The sequence below is a fragment of the Ruegeria sp. HKCCD7221 genome, assembly GCF_013031225.1.
GTDB lineage: Bacteria > Pseudomonadota > Alphaproteobacteria > Rhodobacterales > Rhodobacteraceae > Ruegeria.
In genome coordinates, this window is sequence record NZ_WPZE01000001.1 from 343,749 (window position 1) to 362,242 (window position 18,494).

Annotated in this window: 13 protein-coding genes; 7 read left to right on the forward strand and 6 right to left on the reverse strand. The window is 54.6% G+C overall.

All coding sequences use genetic code 11. The features are described from left to right. Positions 1-4 precede the first annotated feature (4 nt). The 5 genes from GOX73_RS01725 to GOX73_RS01745 all read right to left on the reverse strand — a co-directional run bounded on the left by GOX73_RS01725 (position 5) and on the right by GOX73_RS01745 (position 7,768). A complete protein-coding gene (locus GOX73_RS01725) occupies positions 5-2,647 on the reverse strand; it encodes an AsmA family protein (RefSeq protein ID WP_171122687.1) in 2,643 nt (880 codons plus the stop codon). Positions 2,648-2,760: 113 nt separating this feature from the next. Beyond that, a complete protein-coding gene (locus tag GOX73_RS01730; protein ID WP_171122688.1) occupies positions 2,761-3,762 on the reverse strand; it encodes a HupE/UreJ family protein in 1,002 nt (333 codons plus the stop codon). Further along, positions 3,759-4,589 (reverse strand): peptidylprolyl isomerase, encoded by an 831-nt coding sequence (locus GOX73_RS01735; RefSeq protein ID WP_171122690.1) that lies wholly within the window; start codon positions 4,587-4,589, stop codon positions 3,759-3,761. Before GOX73_RS01735 ends, GOX73_RS01730 begins: the two co-directional genes overlap by 4 nt. Positions 4,590-4,690: 101 nt before the next feature. Beyond that, positions 4,691-6,613 carry a DUF3604 domain-containing protein gene (locus tag GOX73_RS01740; protein ID WP_171122692.1) on the reverse strand — a complete coding sequence of 641 codons (1,923 nt, stop codon included), beginning with the start codon at positions 6,611-6,613 and terminating at the stop codon, positions 4,691-4,693. Between the two features lie 213 nt (positions 6,614-6,826). Then, positions 6,827-7,768 (reverse strand): PleD family two-component system response regulator, encoded by a 942-nt coding sequence (locus tag GOX73_RS01745; RefSeq protein WP_171120912.1) that lies wholly within the window; start codon positions 7,766-7,768, stop codon positions 6,827-6,829. Positions 7,769-8,329: 561 nt separating this feature from the next. On the opposite strand from GOX73_RS01745, the gene GOX73_RS01750 reads away from it, so the two are divergent. Beyond that, complete coding sequence (locus tag GOX73_RS01750) at positions 8,330-9,079, forward strand: acyl-homoserine-lactone synthase (RefSeq protein ID WP_254429100.1); 750 nt, start codon at positions 8,330-8,332, stop codon at positions 9,077-9,079. Between the two features lie 316 nt (positions 9,080-9,395). Continuing rightward, positions 9,396-10,529, forward strand: a complete 1,134-nt coding sequence (locus tag GOX73_RS01755; protein ID WP_171122694.1) for a PleD family two-component system response regulator — start codon at positions 9,396-9,398, stop codon at positions 10,527-10,529. A 20-nt stretch (positions 10,530-10,549) separates the two neighbouring features. On the opposite strand, the gene GOX73_RS01760 is transcribed toward GOX73_RS01755, so the two are convergent. After that, a complete protein-coding gene (locus GOX73_RS01760) occupies positions 10,550-11,896 on the reverse strand; it encodes a cytochrome P450 (RefSeq protein WP_171122697.1) in 1,347 nt (448 codons plus the stop codon). A gap of 296 nt (positions 11,897-12,192) precedes the next feature. Here GOX73_RS01760 and GOX73_RS01765 point away from each other — a divergent pair, with 296 nt between their 5' ends. The 5 genes from GOX73_RS01765 (at position 12,193) to GOX73_RS01785 (ending at position 18,434) form a co-directional block, all read left to right on the forward strand. Further along, positions 12,193-13,605 (forward strand): cell wall metabolism sensor histidine kinase WalK, encoded by a 1,413-nt coding sequence (locus GOX73_RS01765; RefSeq protein WP_171120918.1) that lies wholly within the window; start codon positions 12,193-12,195, stop codon positions 13,603-13,605. Positions 13,606-13,820: 215 nt separating this feature from the next. Then, complete coding sequence (locus tag GOX73_RS01770) at positions 13,821-14,840, forward strand: GlxA family transcriptional regulator (protein WP_171122699.1); 1,020 nt, start codon at positions 13,821-13,823, stop codon at positions 14,838-14,840. Positions 14,841-14,974: 134 nt separating this feature from the next. Beyond that, positions 14,975-16,114 carry an SRPBCC family protein gene (locus tag GOX73_RS01775; RefSeq protein ID WP_171120922.1) on the forward strand — a complete coding sequence of 380 codons (1,140 nt, stop codon included), beginning with the start codon at positions 14,975-14,977 and terminating at the stop codon, positions 16,112-16,114. Continuing rightward, positions 16,111-17,646: a choline-sulfatase gene (gene betC / locus GOX73_RS01780; RefSeq protein ID WP_171134762.1), complete on the forward strand. Its 1,536-nt coding sequence runs from the start codon at positions 16,111-16,113 to the stop codon at positions 17,644-17,646. Before GOX73_RS01775 ends, betC begins: the two co-directional genes overlap by 4 nt. Continuing rightward, on the forward strand, positions 17,643-18,434 hold the full coding sequence (locus tag GOX73_RS01785) for an SDR family NAD(P)-dependent oxidoreductase (protein WP_171122703.1): 792 nt from the start codon (positions 17,643-17,645) through the stop codon (positions 18,432-18,434). The genes betC and GOX73_RS01785 overlap by 4 nt, the downstream gene beginning before the upstream one ends. Positions 18,435-18,494: the final 60 nt, after the last annotated feature.

The following is an 18,494-nucleotide window of genomic DNA, read 5'->3' on the forward strand; positions in this document are numbered from 1 at the left end:
CAAATTACTGCAACTGCAAGATATCGGGCACGCAAAGTTTGCGCTTGGCGGGCATCTGATCGGCCCCGTCTGACCGTTTCAGGCGCTTCGGCCCGTCCTTGACCTTAATGTTTGGCTTTGCCAGCGGACCGGTCGCCGTCACTGGCCACGGACTGCGGGACAGGGGATCACCGATTTTGCGTGGTTGCAGGTTAAGGTCCAGTGCCTTGTTGTTCATATCCACCGCGCCAAAAACAACGACCTGAACCTGATCGGTCTCCATGGTGGTTTGTTTGGTCGAGATATTGCCGTTTGCAATAGCCAGCGGTGCGCGTAAACACACGATTGGCGCAACCTTCTGCTTTTCCTTTGAAAAGACCCAAGGTAGCAACCCAAGGCCCGCAAGATCCAATAGCTGGGTTTCAATCGACCCGTCGCGCATGGAAACGGTGGCGTTACCGCTCATGGATTTGACGAAATGTTTGGCCGAGTCGATCCCGCCAGTGACGTCGAAATCCGCGTAAATAGTTCCGCTGGCGCCTTTCTTGAAATTCAGGTTGTGCAGAATGTCGTTCAGCCGCCACCCCCCAGCCTGACCTTTAAGGTTCAGCCGGTGATCTTCGTCCGACAAGTCCATACGGCCACTGACGTCGAAATGGGCGCCACCATATTCAAACTTTAACGGCCCCGCTTTCAGTTCGCTTTCGTTCAGGGTCAGTTCGCTTTGCAAAGTGCTGATACCGTCCGAGCCTTCGATGTGACGCAGGTCGATATCAACATCCATATTCATTCCAGACAGAAGGATAGAGCGCCCAATCGGTTTCAGCGTTACGTCCCTTAGGGCGCCGGGTTCCGCCTGTGCGTCTGTTTCTGCTGTGGTATCCTCGTTGGCTACTCCCAGTTTTCGTAACTGAGCGGTCGCCAGAACGATGCTGCGGATCTGGTCAATACGGATCAGGTCGCTTTCGATTAACCCCTTAAGGACAGGGTCCGAGGTCGCGTCGTCCAGAGTGGCTGAAAAGGTCAGACCGGAATCGGCGACGGTCACATCCGCCTGGGCGCTCCAATCCGTACCATCGCTATGAAGGTCGATCGAAAATCCTGTATGTCCGGTATCTACCGGCTCTAGCGACAATGCCTGCAAAAGGTCGGCACCGGATGGGACGTCGATTTCGATGCCTAGGTCCAGGTTTTCGAACTTAAGAACGTTCTCGACAGAACCATGAACGTCCAGAGACCAGACATCCGTGTCACTTGTGCTTCCGTTCAAGTCCGAGAGCGAGAGCTGTTTGATATTGCCGGTCAGGGAAAACGCGCCGGAGAACTTTCCAAGTTGATCATCTTCGCCCAACAGTTCGGGGGAAATCAAACTGCTTGCCGGAATTTCAAGTATTCCTTCGCCTAAGACCTCCTGCAACTGCAACGCGTCCCCTACCGACCCGTTGAGAATGACAAACGGGTTCGCGGGGTCACCGATCCGCAGGTTCACATTGCCAACTCGCAGTTTTCCATCCGGCGTTCTGGACACTTCCGAGAATTTAACCGGGGGCGGGCCTTCTCCCGATGTGTCCAGCGTGAAGCCATTGGTTTCAATGACCATCTGCCGCTGCGGTATTTCACCGGGGACGCTGTCCATGACCATGTCCACCGAAATCAGTTTCAGGTCATAGCGCGATGCAGCCGGCGCGGGCTCGGCCCCTTCGGGGTACAACCGAATCCGGGTCGTCAGGGACACATCTTCCGGATTGCCAAGTTCTCCGATCTGACCGGTGAGCTCCAGGCTCTGCCCGCCTTCCAATTGTGCCTGTATGTTAAGGTCGTCCAGACGTGACACGCCCTCAGAGACCTTCAATACCGCTTCCGCACTTCCAGAACCTTCAAGAACACGGTTCAGCTTTAGAATATCGAGAAGTTGTCCAAGTTCATCAATCGTCGCGGTGGTAGCAATCGCCAAACCCGCATCGGCCTGAAGCTCGTTTGCGGCAAGTGAAACCTGATCGAACTTGGCCGTTACCTGAAAAGGGTCTTGGTCAGGGAATTGGGCGCTTAGTTCAAATGCCTGCCCATTCAATGTGCCGTGCCCGTTGGCCGAGGCGACCGCTACACCGTCGCCATACGCCAATGTCAGTTCCGGCAGGCGTAGATCGAAATCGAGACCATTTTGCGCACTTTGATACAGGACCGTGATGTTGGTTAGGCTAAGTTCACGGTCTGCAAAAATCTCTGAAACAGCATTCGTCGTTGGCATTGGGCCGCTTGCGTCGTCTGTCTTTTGACCGGTTGACCAGCTTGTCTTACCGTTTTCTGTTGCAATCAGGTTTAGGTGAATTCCGTCCACCATCAAATTGCTGATCGACAGTTTTCCCTTCACAAGATCCGCAGCGGCAACCGAAAACCTGAGAGTATCTATCTTGGCAAGGTCGGTTCCCTCCAGCGACGCAGAAGGCATCACAATGCCGGTGGCTGTGACCGACAATTGCGAGCCAAGCCCAACACTTATATTTTCGTTGATAACCAGTTGCTGACCCAGCTTGTTGGTCAGAACCTGTTGGGCCATGGCGGTGCGCGGGGTCGACAGAAACGGGGATGATAGAAACAGCCATGCGGCGGCAACGACGAAAAGGATAATTACGCCAATTATCAGCGCGCCTTTTAGCAAAACTCGCACTATATGCCCCTCTCAATTCATTCTTGCGTCCACTGTTGCTTGGTTCGCGGTGCGTCTTTCAGATCAAGTATTATCGGTTCTTCGTTAACCGATTCATTGCATCCACCTTATCATCAAAACCCGCTAACACGTTCAACCAACCAATATATCGACACGCACCCGATCGCGTAGCCTGCGATCGGCATGGAATAAGTCGCAAGTCGCCCCGATCCAGAGGGTGTCGTGAAACGCCATGCCATCAGAACTGCTGATAGGGCTGCGATAAACAAAAGCTGACCAGCTTCAACACCCAGATTGAAAGACAGCAAGGCGGCGAAAACGTCCTGAGGGGGGATGCCGATTTCGGCCAATGCCCCGGCAAAGCCCAAGCCGTGCAGCAGCCCGAAGCAAAAGCAAACGATCCACGGGTACTGTTCCGACAACCGCAAATGCCCGTCCTTTCGGCGCAGGATTTCCAGTGCGAGGAAAACGATCGACAGGGCGATTACTGCTTCCACAGGCGGGCCGGGGACGTTCAGCACGCCCAGAGTTGCCAAAGCCAGAGTGATCGAATGGGCAACCGTAAACGCTGTCACCGCGCCGACCAGACGCCACTTGTCACGCACCAGAAGGAACAGGGCAAAAACGAATAGCAGGTGATCCCAACCTTCCAGAATGTGTTCGAAACCAAGGCGAAAATAGCTTGTGAAGACGGCCAACGTCGTAGGTTGTCGGGGAATTTCCAGTTCTACGGTGTCAGGCGTGAACCTGAGAGTTGTTGTTGGTGCATCAAGGGGTTGAAGCCGCAAAAGCACGTCATTTCTTTGTGTTTCCAGCCCATCAATTTTAACTGAATTTCCCCCAAGGCCGGTTTCGCATTCAGCGACCCACACCGATACCCATGCAACGCCGTCTGATGTGGGTTCAGGGCCTCGCGCGGGCGTGCAGGACTCTGGCAAAACCGCATCAATCGTCATGGGGCGGCCTGTCACATCAGGTTTTCGCCACAACACTTGCCAGGTGTTCTGAGCCAATTGCCTCAGCTCCAGATAGCCCGGGTCCAGCGCATGTGCCTGCGCCGGCGCCCCCGAAAGTGCGGCCCAAACGGTCAACAACACAAACAGCGCAGCCTTCATTCCTGCGCCTTTTCGGTTTCCGGAGTGACGATCTGATAGGTCGCGGCCAAATCCTCGAACTGGGCCTGCGCCAATTCTTCACCCGTGTCCCTCCGCCATTCAAGCAAAACCGCATCATGGATATCCTCCAGTTCGGGCAATTTGGAGGGTTGCGTGTCGGTGATCCGAACCAGATGAAGACCATAACCCGACTGAATGGGGCCTTCCCACTCACCGAGCTTAAATTGGTTTACGGCGCCAGAGAACCCGTATCCGAACGCCGCATCGACTGAGCGTGCGGCAGATAAAGGCAGGGACAACGGCAGCAATGTGCGCGCGCCGACGCCGGTCCAGTCTTCGCCGGCTCTTAGCCTTGCTAGCGCGGAGTCCATGTCAGCAGGCGTCGGCGCTTCGCCCAGAAACACCTGATCAAATGCAATTAACCGAGGTGTGGTGAAGCGTTCCGCGTTCTGCTCCAGGTACGCTTGCAGAACGTCGGTTTCCGGCTCTACCGAGGACGCGATTGCATCTGTCAGAAAATCCATCTTCTGCGCCAGCCGCGCCCGGATTACCTGATCGCCACGGTCTAACCCAAGTTTGCGCGCTTCGCGAACAAGGACTTCTTCACGGATCAGAGCTTCAATCAACGCCTGTCGTTCGGTGTCCGTCGGTGGCCGTTTCCAACTGTCGGTAAAACGTGCAACCAGCAAATCCACATCATCCTGGTCGACAATTATCGTTTCTGCTGGCGGGGCAACTTCACCTTCCGGGGCAACAAGGAAGAACCATCCAAATATTCCGCACCCGATCAAGAGAAAGTGGAGCAGGGGGTCTTTCAATACACGCATGGGCTCTTTCTCGGAAGCGGAGGGCCGTGGTCATTACTGACCAGCGGCTCTGTTTCCGGTGACTTAATAGTGTTGATTAGTTGACGACTTAAGCCCGCGCATCACTCGCTGGGGGTGTACCATATTGGCGAGGAATAAGCGCGTTCCTGATGAACCAACTGGGCTTCTTCTGGCAGATCAATTCCAAAGCGCAATTTGTCATACAGAACCCAGCGTGGTGTCGGGATTTCCAACACTCGAACATAGTAGAATGCTCTTTGGCTCGGATCGAACTCGGGGTCGGTCCACACGGTCAGAAGTTCAGATGTCCCGATCGTATTGCTCCAGCTTGCGGTATCGAGATCGACTGTATTGCCAACCTCAGGCAACTGGCCATTCGAATCCAATGCGCGATCGCCGGACCAGGCGACATTGAACACTTTCTCCTGAAGCTCACCTTCAGCATCCAGCCAGCCCTTTACGACCTGTACCCGGTCCAGATTTGCACCAATGGGGTCGCGCAGAGCGCCAATCAGGAAAGATGGCGCGCCATCGCCCTCACGCGGGCGCAAGTCGCTGCCCATGGGCACACCTTTGGTATAACCGACATCCGCGACCAGCCGCGTCAGTAGGTCGTCGTCCTGAAAATCCCAGCCACCGAAAAAGCGTAGGCCGATGCGCGGCCCGGTCGTGGCATAGGTCTCCCGGCGTTTGAAGGCGTCAAAGATCGCCGCACGAGTGTTATCGGACGCCCAAACCGCAGTGTACCCAGACGCGACAAGCGTGTGTCCTTCGAATGCGCCCAGTTCACTTTCCACAAAGGGATGCAGAACGCGCGTTGCCGAAGGTTCAGCACTTACCGACTTGCCAAAGTAGTTTTCCTCTTCCGCGGTCGCCAGTGAGGTGTGGCTGTCCGTGGCGCCGCCCATGCCGAATTTGTAGGGGTTCACTCCGAACTTTTCCTCAAGCGCCAAGCCGCGTTTCAACGCTTCGCGCGCGTATTCACCGGCCAGCATGTCCTCGGTCTTGAGTTCGGTGATATCCAGATTGCCAACATCCCAGTTTTCGTAATCGGCAAACGGATCATCGGGGCTGAGATAGGGGTGAGCCTCGCCGTCGCCCTTGATTTGCGTGACTTCGTAATGCGGCTCCCACTTTGCGCGGTTTTGAACATACTCTTCGTCCACTTTTCCGCCGTGGTAGGTGTCTTCGGTCGGGAACATCCAGCCATTGGACAGGTTTCCGTTATGGGCAAAGGCAACGGCCCGCCCACCGGTTTTTTCCTGATACTCTTCCAGCCAGGCGTACAAGGCCTTGGGATCGGTATCCCCATAGGGCGGCTGCGTGACCGGTGGAACCATTTGCAGCGCACGAATTGGACCATCGCGCAGCATGACGTTCCGGTGCAGGTTGAACCCTTTCGGAACCGAGGTCCATTCAAAGCCGATGAACGCAGTGAACTTGCCCGGATCATTATGACGTTCGGCCGCCAAAACGATCTGTTCCCAGGTGAACGCAAAGGCATCCGCGCCGGGGCTGTAGGATTCAAGCAGGATTTCCGGCAGGGTCATCTGCGAAAAATTCGTAATGATGTCAAAAGCAGCCTTGGCCGCGTTCTCGCCACCTGCCTTGTACCCCTCGTACCACTCCAGTCCTTTCGGATCGGACAGAACACCGGGTTTCCCGGCTTGCAGGTCAGGTGCAAACCCCATCAGATCGGTATGATCCGTCAGAACCATCCAATCCAGGGGGCGCGCCAACCGAACGGGTTGGCCGGTGGATGAAATGACTTGCTCACCTTTTGCAAACCGCCAGGCTTCGTCGGGCAGCAAGGTATTCCCGAATGCGCCAGCATCCAACGACAGCCCGGTGTGAAGGTGCGTATCCCCCCACAAGGGGCGCTCGGGGAACGTGCGATTGGCGTAAGGTGAAAAGGGGCGTTCCGCAAACGTGCCTTCGGCGGCTTGCTTGCTTGGAACAGCGTCAGCAAAAGTAATGGTGGGCAGCGAAATAAAAGCCACCAAACACGAACGCAGTCTGACCATCGAAATCTCCCCAGTAAAAAAGTCGAAAAAAGACAGGCGATTCAGCCGTTTCCTAAGGATATTCTATTTTTCTAATATATCCGAATGAATTTTTGTTTGGGCGCGCCGGTAGGAGGGGTGAAACCAGAACCGCGCAACTGCGGCGTATCCTGCGAACAAAAAAGGTGCGCTCAGTTGTCCTGAACGCACCTAATTTCAGATCGTGTATTAGGCTTAGCCGAACCGTGCAATCGGGCCTTGCGGAATATCGGCCAATTCCACGGCTTTGTCGATCAGGAACAGCGCCTCCATCTTGGAGTGGGCCAGCAAAGAAACGTCGTCTCCAACATGGAACGAGAAGTTGGTCGGTGAATGCACACCTGCAAGTTCACCTGCCGGAATCTGGGACAGTCGGTGCGTCAATTGTTGAGCGCCCATACCCTTTTTCTTGTCATGGATAAGCAGGAATACCCCGTTGCCCCAATAGGTCGCAAAGTTGCGCCCTTCCTGTGTGACGGACAAAAGCGACGATCCTGCCGAAGCCAGGAATTCCCGGAATTCGCTGGACGGGCTTGACGCAAAAATCTCTTCTACATCTGCGACTTTTACGGCCACGATCTTGGAGGTTCTGGAGTGCATTGTCGCCAGTTGAACAACGTAGTTTTCGAACTCGGCCAATCCAATGCAACCTGTCAGATCTCCAAAATAGAGCGGGTCGGTCAGGCTGAAATTTGGATTAACTTCCGAGTCGTTATTCGCGTAAACATCGGCTTCCATCACTTCGATCGCTGCGCGTCGTTCCGCCGCCAACCTGTATGCATCAGAAAGCCGTTGCTTCAGATCGGCAAACTCGAAGGGTTTGGTCACATAATCTGTTGCGCCAACCTCGAAAGCCTCGTCGATATACTGCTTTTGCACCATGGCAGTTACCATGATGATCGGCGTAAACTTGTAATCGGGCAACTTGCGCGCTTCTTCGCACAACGTAATGCCATTCATCTCGGGCATTTGCACGTCAAGCAGCAGGCAGTCGAACGGCTGATCGGTTTCTGACAAAATTCGAATTGCTTCGTGACCGCTGTTTGCCGTCACAACATCTTCGTAGCCGAACGCTCCCAGAACGCAGATTAGCAGCTCCAGAATGCTTGGGTCGTCGTCTACAGCAAGTATCCGCATAACTATTCACCAGGTTTTGCCACCGAACCGACCTTTGGGCATTGCAGACGTCAGGCAAAGATCGGTTGGCGAGTGGATTATTTAGGTTTGGTCAGCCTGTCGGACAAAAGCGGCAAAACATTGACACTTGAAGGGCGCGCATGTGTCCCACCTTACATTTTTTCACGTTGCATCTTGGCACGGGAGAAATAGGCCGTAGGGCGCTATTGGTAGACTTGACCGCACCAAAACCAGGCATTCCAAGTTGTGAACGATGCTCAGTTGTAACCCGCGACTATTACGCGTTCCTTAATGTTTCCTGAAATTCTGACTGAGTTTGGCGACCGCAAAGAAAAGCGGAGGTAAGTCAACCTCTTGCGAGAATGATCATGCCCTTAAAGCTCATGCCTAGAGCGTAAAATGGTCAAGCAAATATACATATAGGTATCTTGCGTTTGCTCAACCCAAGGTATGGGAGGAGATTTGGTCACACATGCCATACAATCATAAGGAGAGCGCCACTAATATATAGACTTGCCGTTCAGCTTCTTGGCATAAGTGTGGCAAAATTAAGAGTAAAATATGGACCGACCACTCAGGTACGAGCAGGCATACCCGGCGTCGCAACTTCTGCCGGACCTTGAACCTGCCAATGATATTCCGGCTGGGCCGAAAGTCTCGGCGCGGCAGAAGATGTTCGCGCTCAAGCGTGGAATGTCCGAGCGTCAAAGCAAGCTCGGCAGCATTCGTGCAACCACGTTGAACTTCCGCAATATGCACGAGCACGGCACTCTGCTTGCAAAGTACCTTGAGACCCGAAAGGCAATTTTCATAGACCGGCTGAAGTGGCAGATCGGCGAAGTCGATGGGATGGAGTTCGATCAATACGATACCCCAGCCTGCCGCTGGGTGATCCTGCACGAATTTGGCGAGGTGATTGGCGGGGTGCGGTTGCTGCCGACTTCGGCGCGCTGTGGCATGTACACTTATATGCTGCGGGATGCGCAGAAAGGCATCCTTCCGGGAATGCCTACAGACGTTCTGTTTTTTGAGGCTCCGGTAAATCCGAAAGTTTGGGAGGCGTCGCGCTTCTTCATCGCTGACAGTGTTCCGTCAGCACGCAGGATGGCCGTACAGCACGAACTTTTTTATCAGATGACGGTGAACGCCGAAGAAGGCGGTGCATCACGGATACTGGGAATTGTGCCGTCCATCTGGGCGCGTTGGTCGCGGCGTTTGGGCGTAGGGGCCGCACCCGTTGGTGCCAAGTTTGCGATCGAGGGAAGCTACAGCCAATCCGTGCTGTTTAATATTAAGAACGATTCAGACTGATCCGCCGCGATTTCTCGATAACAAGAGTGAATTCTGGCGCTTTTCGACTGCGCCCGGATCTGCTAGAATACGCAGTAAGGTCAAGCCGTTTGGCATGCGCGCGCAGAAGCGCGTTTTGGACTTGAATTAACCATTTGATTTAACTTGTAAAAAATACGATCGGGGCACGGGATTGTCGAAATCCGCCCGTTGCCCGACAAAATAACGTCAAGAAATGAACAACATTTAGGGGCTTTTCCGGGCTTTTTGCCGCTGTTTCGTCCCACTCACTGCCTAGGCTAAGGGCGTTGATGAGGTCAAATGCGGTTCACCAGTCATGAAACATACGAACCCGGGAAAAGAACAATTCCAGCGTAAGCTGGAAACCCGCGCGCTGCAGAAAAGAACACTAAGAGTGCTTGCCGTCGACGACGAGCCGAGCATTTTGGAGTTGCTGCAGGCGGCACTGGCTGAATTCGAAAACTATGAAATCTCGGTCGCGGGTTCAGCCAGCGAAGCGTTGCAGGCCATAGAGTCGTCTGAGACACCGTTTGATTGTTTCCTGCTTGATATTCAGATGCCCGAAACAAACGGCATCGAATTGTTGCGCCGCATTCGACAAATCCCGGAACACGCGGAAACCCCGGCCATCATGCTGACCGCAATGAGTGGCCGCAAATACGTGGAAGACGCGTTTTTGCAGGGTGCGTTTGACTATGTCAGCAAGCCTTTTGATTTCTTTGAGCTGCGCAGTCGAATGCACGCGGCCCACTTGTTGATGCAGGAGAGGATCAAGGCGCGCAGGACATCTGCGTCGGTGAAAAATCTCCGCGAAGAACTGGACCATAATCAGCAATTCAGCTTCGAGGACCCGCTTACCATAGATGGGCTTGAACGCTGCTTGAAATATGTCGAGTTCGACAACTACATCGAGCAACTTTCAAGAGGCCGTCTTTTTGAATCCTGGGTGACCGCTATCAAACTTCAGGATGCAGAGTTCCGCTTTGATCTGAACGATTTCGGAGGCTTCCGGCGCACGATGGCCGATCTGGGCCGTAGTATCGAACTGACAACCGGGAACTCTGAGGCCGTGTTTTCCTACAGGGGAGGCGGCGCCTTCCTTGTGGTTGTTCATGGGCGGGATCGGGCGGCCGGGTTGCCAAAGGAAGACCAACTCAATCATGTTTTCAGTGACACACTCGGTCGACGGGGTGCTTCTGGCTATATGAGGGCTGTGATGAGCCCGCCGGTTTCAATGCGTTCAATTTCCAAGACAGGTGCGTTTGCTGCAATGAATAATGCTTTCGAAAAAGTTGACGGTCGCGAAAAGGCTCTTCGAAAGGGGGCCGAAGTCGAGCCCCAACAAAGATGCGAAGTCCGAGTAGGGCGCAAAGAAAAATCTCAGAAAAGACTTTTCGACACGGTTTTGCGCGAGATGTACGGAAACGAAACCTATCTGGCGGGTAAATAGTCTCGCCACCCTTGTTTCCATCAGGACCCTGCGGGGACTTCTTCCGCGTTCAAGATCAATGGACCGCTGGTCCGCATTGTAAATGTGAGAACAGGTTCCGGCATTTCGACATCTGACAGCGAAAAATGTATCCGCCTCAGGACTGAAGCCATCAAAATCATGATCTCGGTTTCAGCGTACTGCGCGCCAATGCAAATTCTGGGTCCGGCTCCGAATGGAATATACTGGCCGCGGGGTGGTGGAGTTCCCATAAATCGCTCGGGGCGGTATTGCGCGGGATCTTCCCACAACACTTCATTCCGATGCAGCGAATAAACTGGGAAGAAAAGCGCATCCCCTTCTTCAATTTTGACATCTTTGACCTGAATGGCCTCGGAGGCGTCACGGGCGAAGAAGGCCGCAGACGGGTAAAGGCGCAGGGTTTCCTTGATGTGGGCCCGAAGCAGCGGCAAATGCTCCAGATGAGAAAACTCAAGCTTGCCTTCAGGACATACCGTCCGAATTTCGTGCCGGATACGGGTTTGCATCTCTGGGTTCAGTGCCAGCAGATAGTATCCCCATGCCAAGGCATTGGCCGAGGTTTCGTGGCCAGCGACAACAAAGGTCAGCAGGTTGTCGACGGTTGTCTCGGCATCCTCAAAGTCTTCCTTCAACGCATCAATCATCAGGTCGAGGAAGTCTTCTGGTTCTTCGCGGTTTTCCGACCGGCGCAGTTCAATAACATGCCGAGCCAGATCGCGCATGTCCGTGACCGGAGCCTTACTGCTAAGCCATTTCTTGCGAGGAAGCCATTTCGGAAGCCCCATTAAATCGAACAAGGACAGGTCTGAAATATAGTTGAAATAGGCGATAAGCCCGACGCGAATTTGCTCGGAGCTGACTTCTTCGTTCCCCGAGAAGATGACCCGTGAAATGTTTGTCAGCGTAGAAGCGGGCGCGATCTGCGAAACGTCGACCGGCCCCTCGTTTTCGGCAAGAGACTCGGCAACTTCATACCCGGTCTCGGCAAAGTGGCGGGACAAAACAGGCAGGTTTCTGGCTGCAAAAAGCGGAGAATAACGGTGTCTTTGTTTGCGCCACTTTTCGCCTTCCGACAAGATCAGGCCGTTGCCGACCGCAGATCCGATAATGTCCTTTGTGAACTTTGCCTTTGGGAAATTACGGCCGCCTCCGACAAGCAGTTCGGTGACCATTTCCGGGTCGCAAATGTAGTGGATGTTCAGAGGCCCACGCACATAGGTCTGACGAAGCGTTTCGGCCGGAATGACTTCTAACATGTTCCTACCAGCGGATCGCGCGAACTGAAGCAACGTTACCGGCTTTTCAGCGAGCTTCGCTGAAACCGGCGTCACGTCGAACTGTTCCATCTGACGTTTCCCAATTGTGGTCAAAACGCGGTCCCTTTTCGCTTTTCGCCGGTTATTGGGAATATTTACGTGGAGAAAGTTCAAAAAAGCAATGAGTTAGTGATCTTAGACGAGATTGATTGGCCTATTTGGGGGAAACAATTCAAGACGTATGCAATTGTGCAACGTTCAACTAGGCGGGACAATTCTTAATAAGGTTCGGGAGTATTGCCAAACTGTGAACTAAATTCCGACCAACTACGTCCTCATTGTGCCGGTACAGACATCCTGAGAGGCAAAGTAATGAAGACACCGGGATGACGGCAATCGACGCATCGCAACAGGTTCGGGACTCGGGTGAGCCCGACGACAAGCTGCTGCAAAATATCAAAGACTATACCGCCATGAGCTTTGCGCTGCTGTGGCAGCGGCAAGCGATTTTTCTGGCGACCACGATACTTACAGGCTTTTTCTTCGACCCTCTCAACGCCCTGCTGTTTTATGGAACAATCCTGATCTGCGAAGCGCAGGACCTGTACCTGGCAAAACGGGTTGCGCGCCTAAACCCGGATGAACGCGGCGCAATCGCGGTGATGGTCGCCTGGATTTTGTTGAATACAATCCTCAGTTCCACCGCGATATGCTTGTACGCTGTTTCGGTGGCGCTTGAGCAGCCTACCGGCGGCCACTTCACCCCTTTGTTTTTCCTTTTTGCCGCTGCCCTGTTTGCCGCGATGAACAACCACCAGTTTGTGTGGGCGATGATCGTGCGACTGGCCATGTACGGTGTTTCGTTCATGGTCATCGTGGTTCGGGATATCTGGGTTGAACAACCTGACTTGTCTTCGGATTTGTGGCTGCACTTCTTCACAGTCGTTTTCGTGATGTACTTTTTGATCGACTGCTCGTTGGTCTTTCTCAAGCTCTACCGCAAAAACCTCGAACAGCTTGAAAAACTGAAAGAGGAACATGAGCGCACCAAGGCAGCTTACATCGCAAAAACTCAGTTCATCTCGACTGTGAGCCATGAATTGAGAACTCCTCTGACCTCGATAAAAGGCTCGCTGGACCTGATAAACTCCGGGGTCATGGGCGAGGTGCCGGAAAACATGCAAAACCTGATCGCCTTGGCGAGCAAAAACAGCGAGCGTTTGGCGTCCCTTATTAACGACGTTCTGGACATTCAAAAGATGGAAGCCGGCGAAATGGTCATGCGCCAGACGATGATTGAGGTCGCCCCGCTGGTTCAAGAGGCGATTGCCTGCAACCTTGGCTTTGCCAGCGCACATGACGTGGAACTGGTCGAGGACGCACCTGAACAGCAGGACCTGTTGATCAAGGGCGATGCATCCCGCCTTATTCAGGTTCTGACCAACATGATCTCTAACGCGGCCAAGTTTTCGTTCGAGGGCGGAACTGTGACAGTCGGGTTCAAGAAGATCGGACCACGGGTGCGGTTGTTCGTGAAGGACCAAGGTGTGGGCATTCCTGAGGGCAGCCGGGACAAGGTCTTTGATCGCTTCTCTCAAATTGACTCGTCCGATGAGCGCCACGCCGGAGGCACCGGGCTTGGGATGAACATTTCCAAGGAAATCGTGGAACAGTTCGGCGGAACGATCGACTACTACAGTACCGTAGGTGTGGGGACTGAGTTTTTCGTAGAATTCCCGATTGTTGACGGGAAAAGGGGCGCAAGTCGCGCGTTTTCAAGAAAGCCCGACGCCGCTTGATGAGGCTTCTCCGCGACCCACGCGGTGCTTTGTCGACGGTTTAGTTAGCGGCTTGCCGAGCCTACCCAAACCGTTGCCACGGACGAAGCCGACCTGTGCGCCTCGTAGCGAACAAGGCCAAAGCCGCTGACCTTGCTGCATTAGCGTGTCTCTTGCGCGAGCCAGCCAAAACCTTTCTTCTGGCGGTCTGAGCCCTGCTTGCAAGAGGTGGTCATATGGCAAAGTCTCAAGGGACGGAAACTCGGTTGCTGGTTGTTGTAGCGCCAAGTTTCAATTTGGCTGCAACAATGGGTTTCATTGATCCTTTTCGGGCCGCCAACTACTTGGATGGAAAGCCGTATTTCAAGTGGGAATTTGCCTCGGAAACAGGTGGTTACTGTGTTTCCAGTAACGGCAGCGGGATCGACACGGTGGCTTTGGATCAAGTCGCAACCAAGGGCTATGACGTTGTCATCATCTCGTCCAGTTGGACGCCGGAAAAACACGTGACAGCACATATCGCAAAAGCTCTGCGACAGTGGGCGCGCAATGGCGCGACATTGGGGGCGCTGGATACGGGTGCCTTCATTCTGGCGCAGGCGGGGTTGTTAAACGGAAAGAAGGCAACAGTGCATTATGAGCATATCGACGCTTTTCAGGAGTTGTTTCCGGACGTTGAGGTGGTCGAAAACCTGTTTGTGCTGGATGGCAACCGTATTACCTGTTGCGGGGGAACTGCCGCGGTTGATTTGGGGCTGCAAGTTCTGCAGGGCATCCATGGCAGCGCCTTGGCGAACGCTGCGGCGCGGTACGTTTTCCATGACAGATTGCGCGGTCCGTCGGACATGCAGCAACCGAAGACAAACGAGCCATTGGGGACGACTGTCCCGGCCAAGCTGAGAACGGCGATTCAGGTGATGGAAGCCAACCTTGAAGAGCCCCTACCGGTTCCAGAAATCAGCAGGGCGGCGGGCCTTTCGCAGCGTCAGCTTGACCGGTTATTCTCAACCTACATAAAGAAAACACCTGCCTTGTATTATAGGGACATTCGTCTGGACCGCGCGCGTGGGCTGGTCACCCAAACGGACATGCCGATCGCCGAAGTTGCGATGGCTTCGGGATTTGCCAGCCAAGTGCATTTCAGCCGGTCGTACAAGCAAAGGTTTGGGCTGCCCCCCAGTCAGGATCGGATCGAAGGCCGCGTTCCCTTTGAGTTTCGCGCCTGGCCTATGCATCGCAAGCCTCAGGCGGGGTGATCGGGCATCGGTTGATGTCTTGAAATATCAATTTTGTGGCCAGAAAAGTTTAGAATATTAGGGTTTTTCGGCAGAAAATAACTTCTACTATCCAACACCCAGTCAAGACATGGCCAAAATAAGCGGAGTGACCGATGAGCGAGCTTCCCTCGAAAACCCAGTTTGCGCGAATTTCAGATGGCTTCAGCCCTGATCCTTTGAACACCAGTTCCTTGAAGGCAGAAGCCTATGTTGATCCGGCATGGCACCAAGTGGACCTGAACGAAATCCTTGCTAAGACATGGCAATGGGTGTGCCATGTCGAAAAACTACGGGCGCCGGGGTCTTTTGTGACAGTTGAGATTGCGAACCGCCCGATTGCCGTTGTCCGCGACCGCGAGGGGACGCTTCGCGCATTCTACAACGTGTGCAAGCATCGCGCGCATCACCTGTTGTCTGGCGAGGGCGAGACCACTCGGATCATGTGCCCGTACCATGCGTGGGTTTACAAGCTGGACGGACAGCTTGTCCGTGCGCCGGAAACCGAAAACCTGACAGGGTTTAACACGTCGGACATCTGTCTGGATCAGGTTCAGGTCGAGGAATTCGCAGGCTTCGTGTTTGTGAACCTCGACAATGACGCGCGTCCGCTGACCGAAGTTTCGGGCGACTTGCAGACCGAGATACGCCACTGGGCACCGGATATCGAAGACCTAACCTTTGGGCACCGGCTGACCTATGACATCAAGTCGAACTGGAAGAATGTCGTCGACAATTTTCTGGAATGTTACCACTGCCCAACGGCCCACAAGGATTTCTGCGATCTGGTCGATATGGACACCTACAAGGTGACAACCTACGGCATTTACTCCAGCCACATGGCCGAAGCCGGTAAAAACAGCAACACCGCGTATGACGTGTCCAACGCAACCGTGCGAACGCATGCGGTTTGGTGGCTGTGGCCCACGACCTGCCTGATGCGGTATCCGGGGCGGTCTTCGATGATCGTGCTGAATATCATTCCGGTGGGCCCGGACCGGACGCTGGAGACTTATGATTTCTATTTGGAAACACCCGAGCCTGACGAGGCCGAGCTTGAGGCGATCCGCTATCTGGATGAGGTACTGCAACGCGAAGACATCGATATCGTTGAAAGCGTCCAGCGTGGGATGAGCACTCCGGCCTTCACGCAGGGTCGTATCGTTCACGACCCCAGCGGATCGGGCAAGTCGGAACATGCCGTTCACCACTTTCACGGTTTGGTGCTGGATGCTTATGCGAAGGCCGCGCCGTGAACAGGCCCAACATTGTTGTGATCATGGCTGATCAGTTGGCACCCCATTTTTGCGGAGCCTACGGGCATCCAACTGTGAAAACCCCGCATATTGATGCGCTGGCGCAGCGCGGGATGCGGTTTGATGCGGCCTATTGCAACTCGCCGCTGTGTGCTCCGTCGCGTTTTGCCTTCATGTCCGGGCAACTGATCAGCCGGATTGCGGCCTATGATAACGCCAGCGAGTTTCGCGCCTCGGTCCCGACCTTTGCGCATTACCTTATGTCTCTGGGATACAGGACGTGTCTGTCTGGAAAAATGCATTTTGTCGGACCGGACCAGAAGCACGGCTTTCAGGATCGGGTCACGACCGACATCTACCCGGCCGATTTTGCCTGGACGCCGGACTGGGAAACACCGGACGAGCGGATCGACAAGTGGTATCACAACATGCAGACCGTCAAGGAAAGTGGCGAGGCAATCGCCACCTTCCAGACGGATTACGACGACGAGGTTGAGTTCGCAGCCCGCCGCTGGCTGATCGACCGCGGGCGAGAGCGCGCAGGCGGGGATGTCGCGCCGTTTTGTCTGGTGGCCAGTTTCATACATCCGCATGACCCCTATGTCGCAAAGCCAGAGTGGTGGAATCTGTATTCCGATGCAGATGTGCCAATGCCGGAGTTTACGCTCGCACGGGACGAACAAGATCCGTTCTCTCGCCGCGTAATGGATGGGATTGAGGCAAGCTATATCCCTCTGACCCAAGAAGAAATTCAAAGGGCGCGCCGAGCGTATCTGGCGAATGTCAGCTATTTCGACAGCAAGGTCGGAGCAATGGTGCGTGCACTGAAGGATATTGGTGAACTGGACAATACGCTGGTTGTCGTCACAGCGGATCACGGCGACATGTTGGGGGAACGTGGCCTGTGGTATAAGATGAACTTCTTTGAACACTCGGCCCGCGTGCCGTTGATCATGACCGGGCCGGGTGTGGTTCAAGGTGTGGCTGGCAACGCCTGTTCTCTGGTCGATCTGCTACCAACCTTTGTCGATTTCGCGGGTGGTACGGCAGATATCTTCGGAGAGCCCATAGACGGCCGTTCGTTATTGCCCCTTGCGCGTGGAGAGTATGACCCGGTGGACGAAGCTATCGGCGAGTACTGCGCCGAGATGACACCATACCCGGTTTTCATGATCCGCAGAGGGGCGCTGAAATACATTCATTGCGACCCGGATCCACCGCAGCTTTATGATCTGGCGTTGGAACCGCACGAAAAGACCAACCTGGCCGCTGATCCTGCTTATTCGTCTGTTGCCAGGCAATTTGCTGCAGAGGTCGTAGAGCGTTGGGACAGCGAGAGCCTGCGCGCCGATGTGATCGCCACGCAGAAATCTCGCCGTGCCCTTCATGCGGCGATGGAGGCAGGAGCAGGCGAGACGTGGGATTACAATCCGCCACGCGATGCCTCGCAGGAATACGTGCGCAATCACATGGACTGGACAGTGGCCGCAAAACGGTACCGGTATCCGCCGTTGAAGGAGAACTCTGAATGATGCTGAAGGGGAAAACCGCACTGGTCACAGGCGGGCGCGGTGGAATCGGGCGGGCGATCGTGGCCCGGTTCCTGCGGGAGGGTGCGCGGGTCTATGCGGCCGACTTAACGCCAGAGGGGTCGCTTGCCACCCACGATGACGATGGCAGCATCTTCGTTAAACTGGATGTCACGCAAGAGGCCGACGCGGTTGCAGCAATGGCGCAAGTCGGGCGCGAAGCGGGGCAACTTGATGTGCTTGTAAACGCGGCTGGAATCGAGATCGAAAAGACCATCGAGCAAACGACGCTTGAGGAGTGGAACCTTTCGTTCGCTGTGAATGTGACAGGAACTTTCCTAACTGCCAAACACGCGCTGCCGCTGTTGCGAGAGGCGGCACAAGGGACAACCGCTTCGATCATCAATTTCGGCAGTTATGACGGATTTATTGCTGATCCCGGTCTTGCCGCATATTGCGCATCCAAGGGGGCCGTACATGCGCTGACAAAGGCGATGGCCTGCGATCACGGACCCGAGGGAATTCGTGTCAACGCCATTTGCCCGGGTTATGTTGATACCCCGATGCTGCAAAGTTTCTTTGCAGGCGAAGGCTCTGGCGGGGGCGGTCAGTCTATCGACCAGTTGCAACAGGCCGTTCGGGACGTGCACCCCATGCGCACTTACGGAACGCCCGAAGATATCGCCAATCTGGTCAACTGGCTGGCCTCGAACGAGGCACGCTACGCCAGTGGACAACTTTGGGTTCTGGACGGAGGGCTGAGCGCGCAGGTTCAGCAGATGAAGCTATGAGCACGCTACTCACTCATGCCGTGGAAGCATCGGTGAAGCGGGATCGGGCCGCGGTAGGTC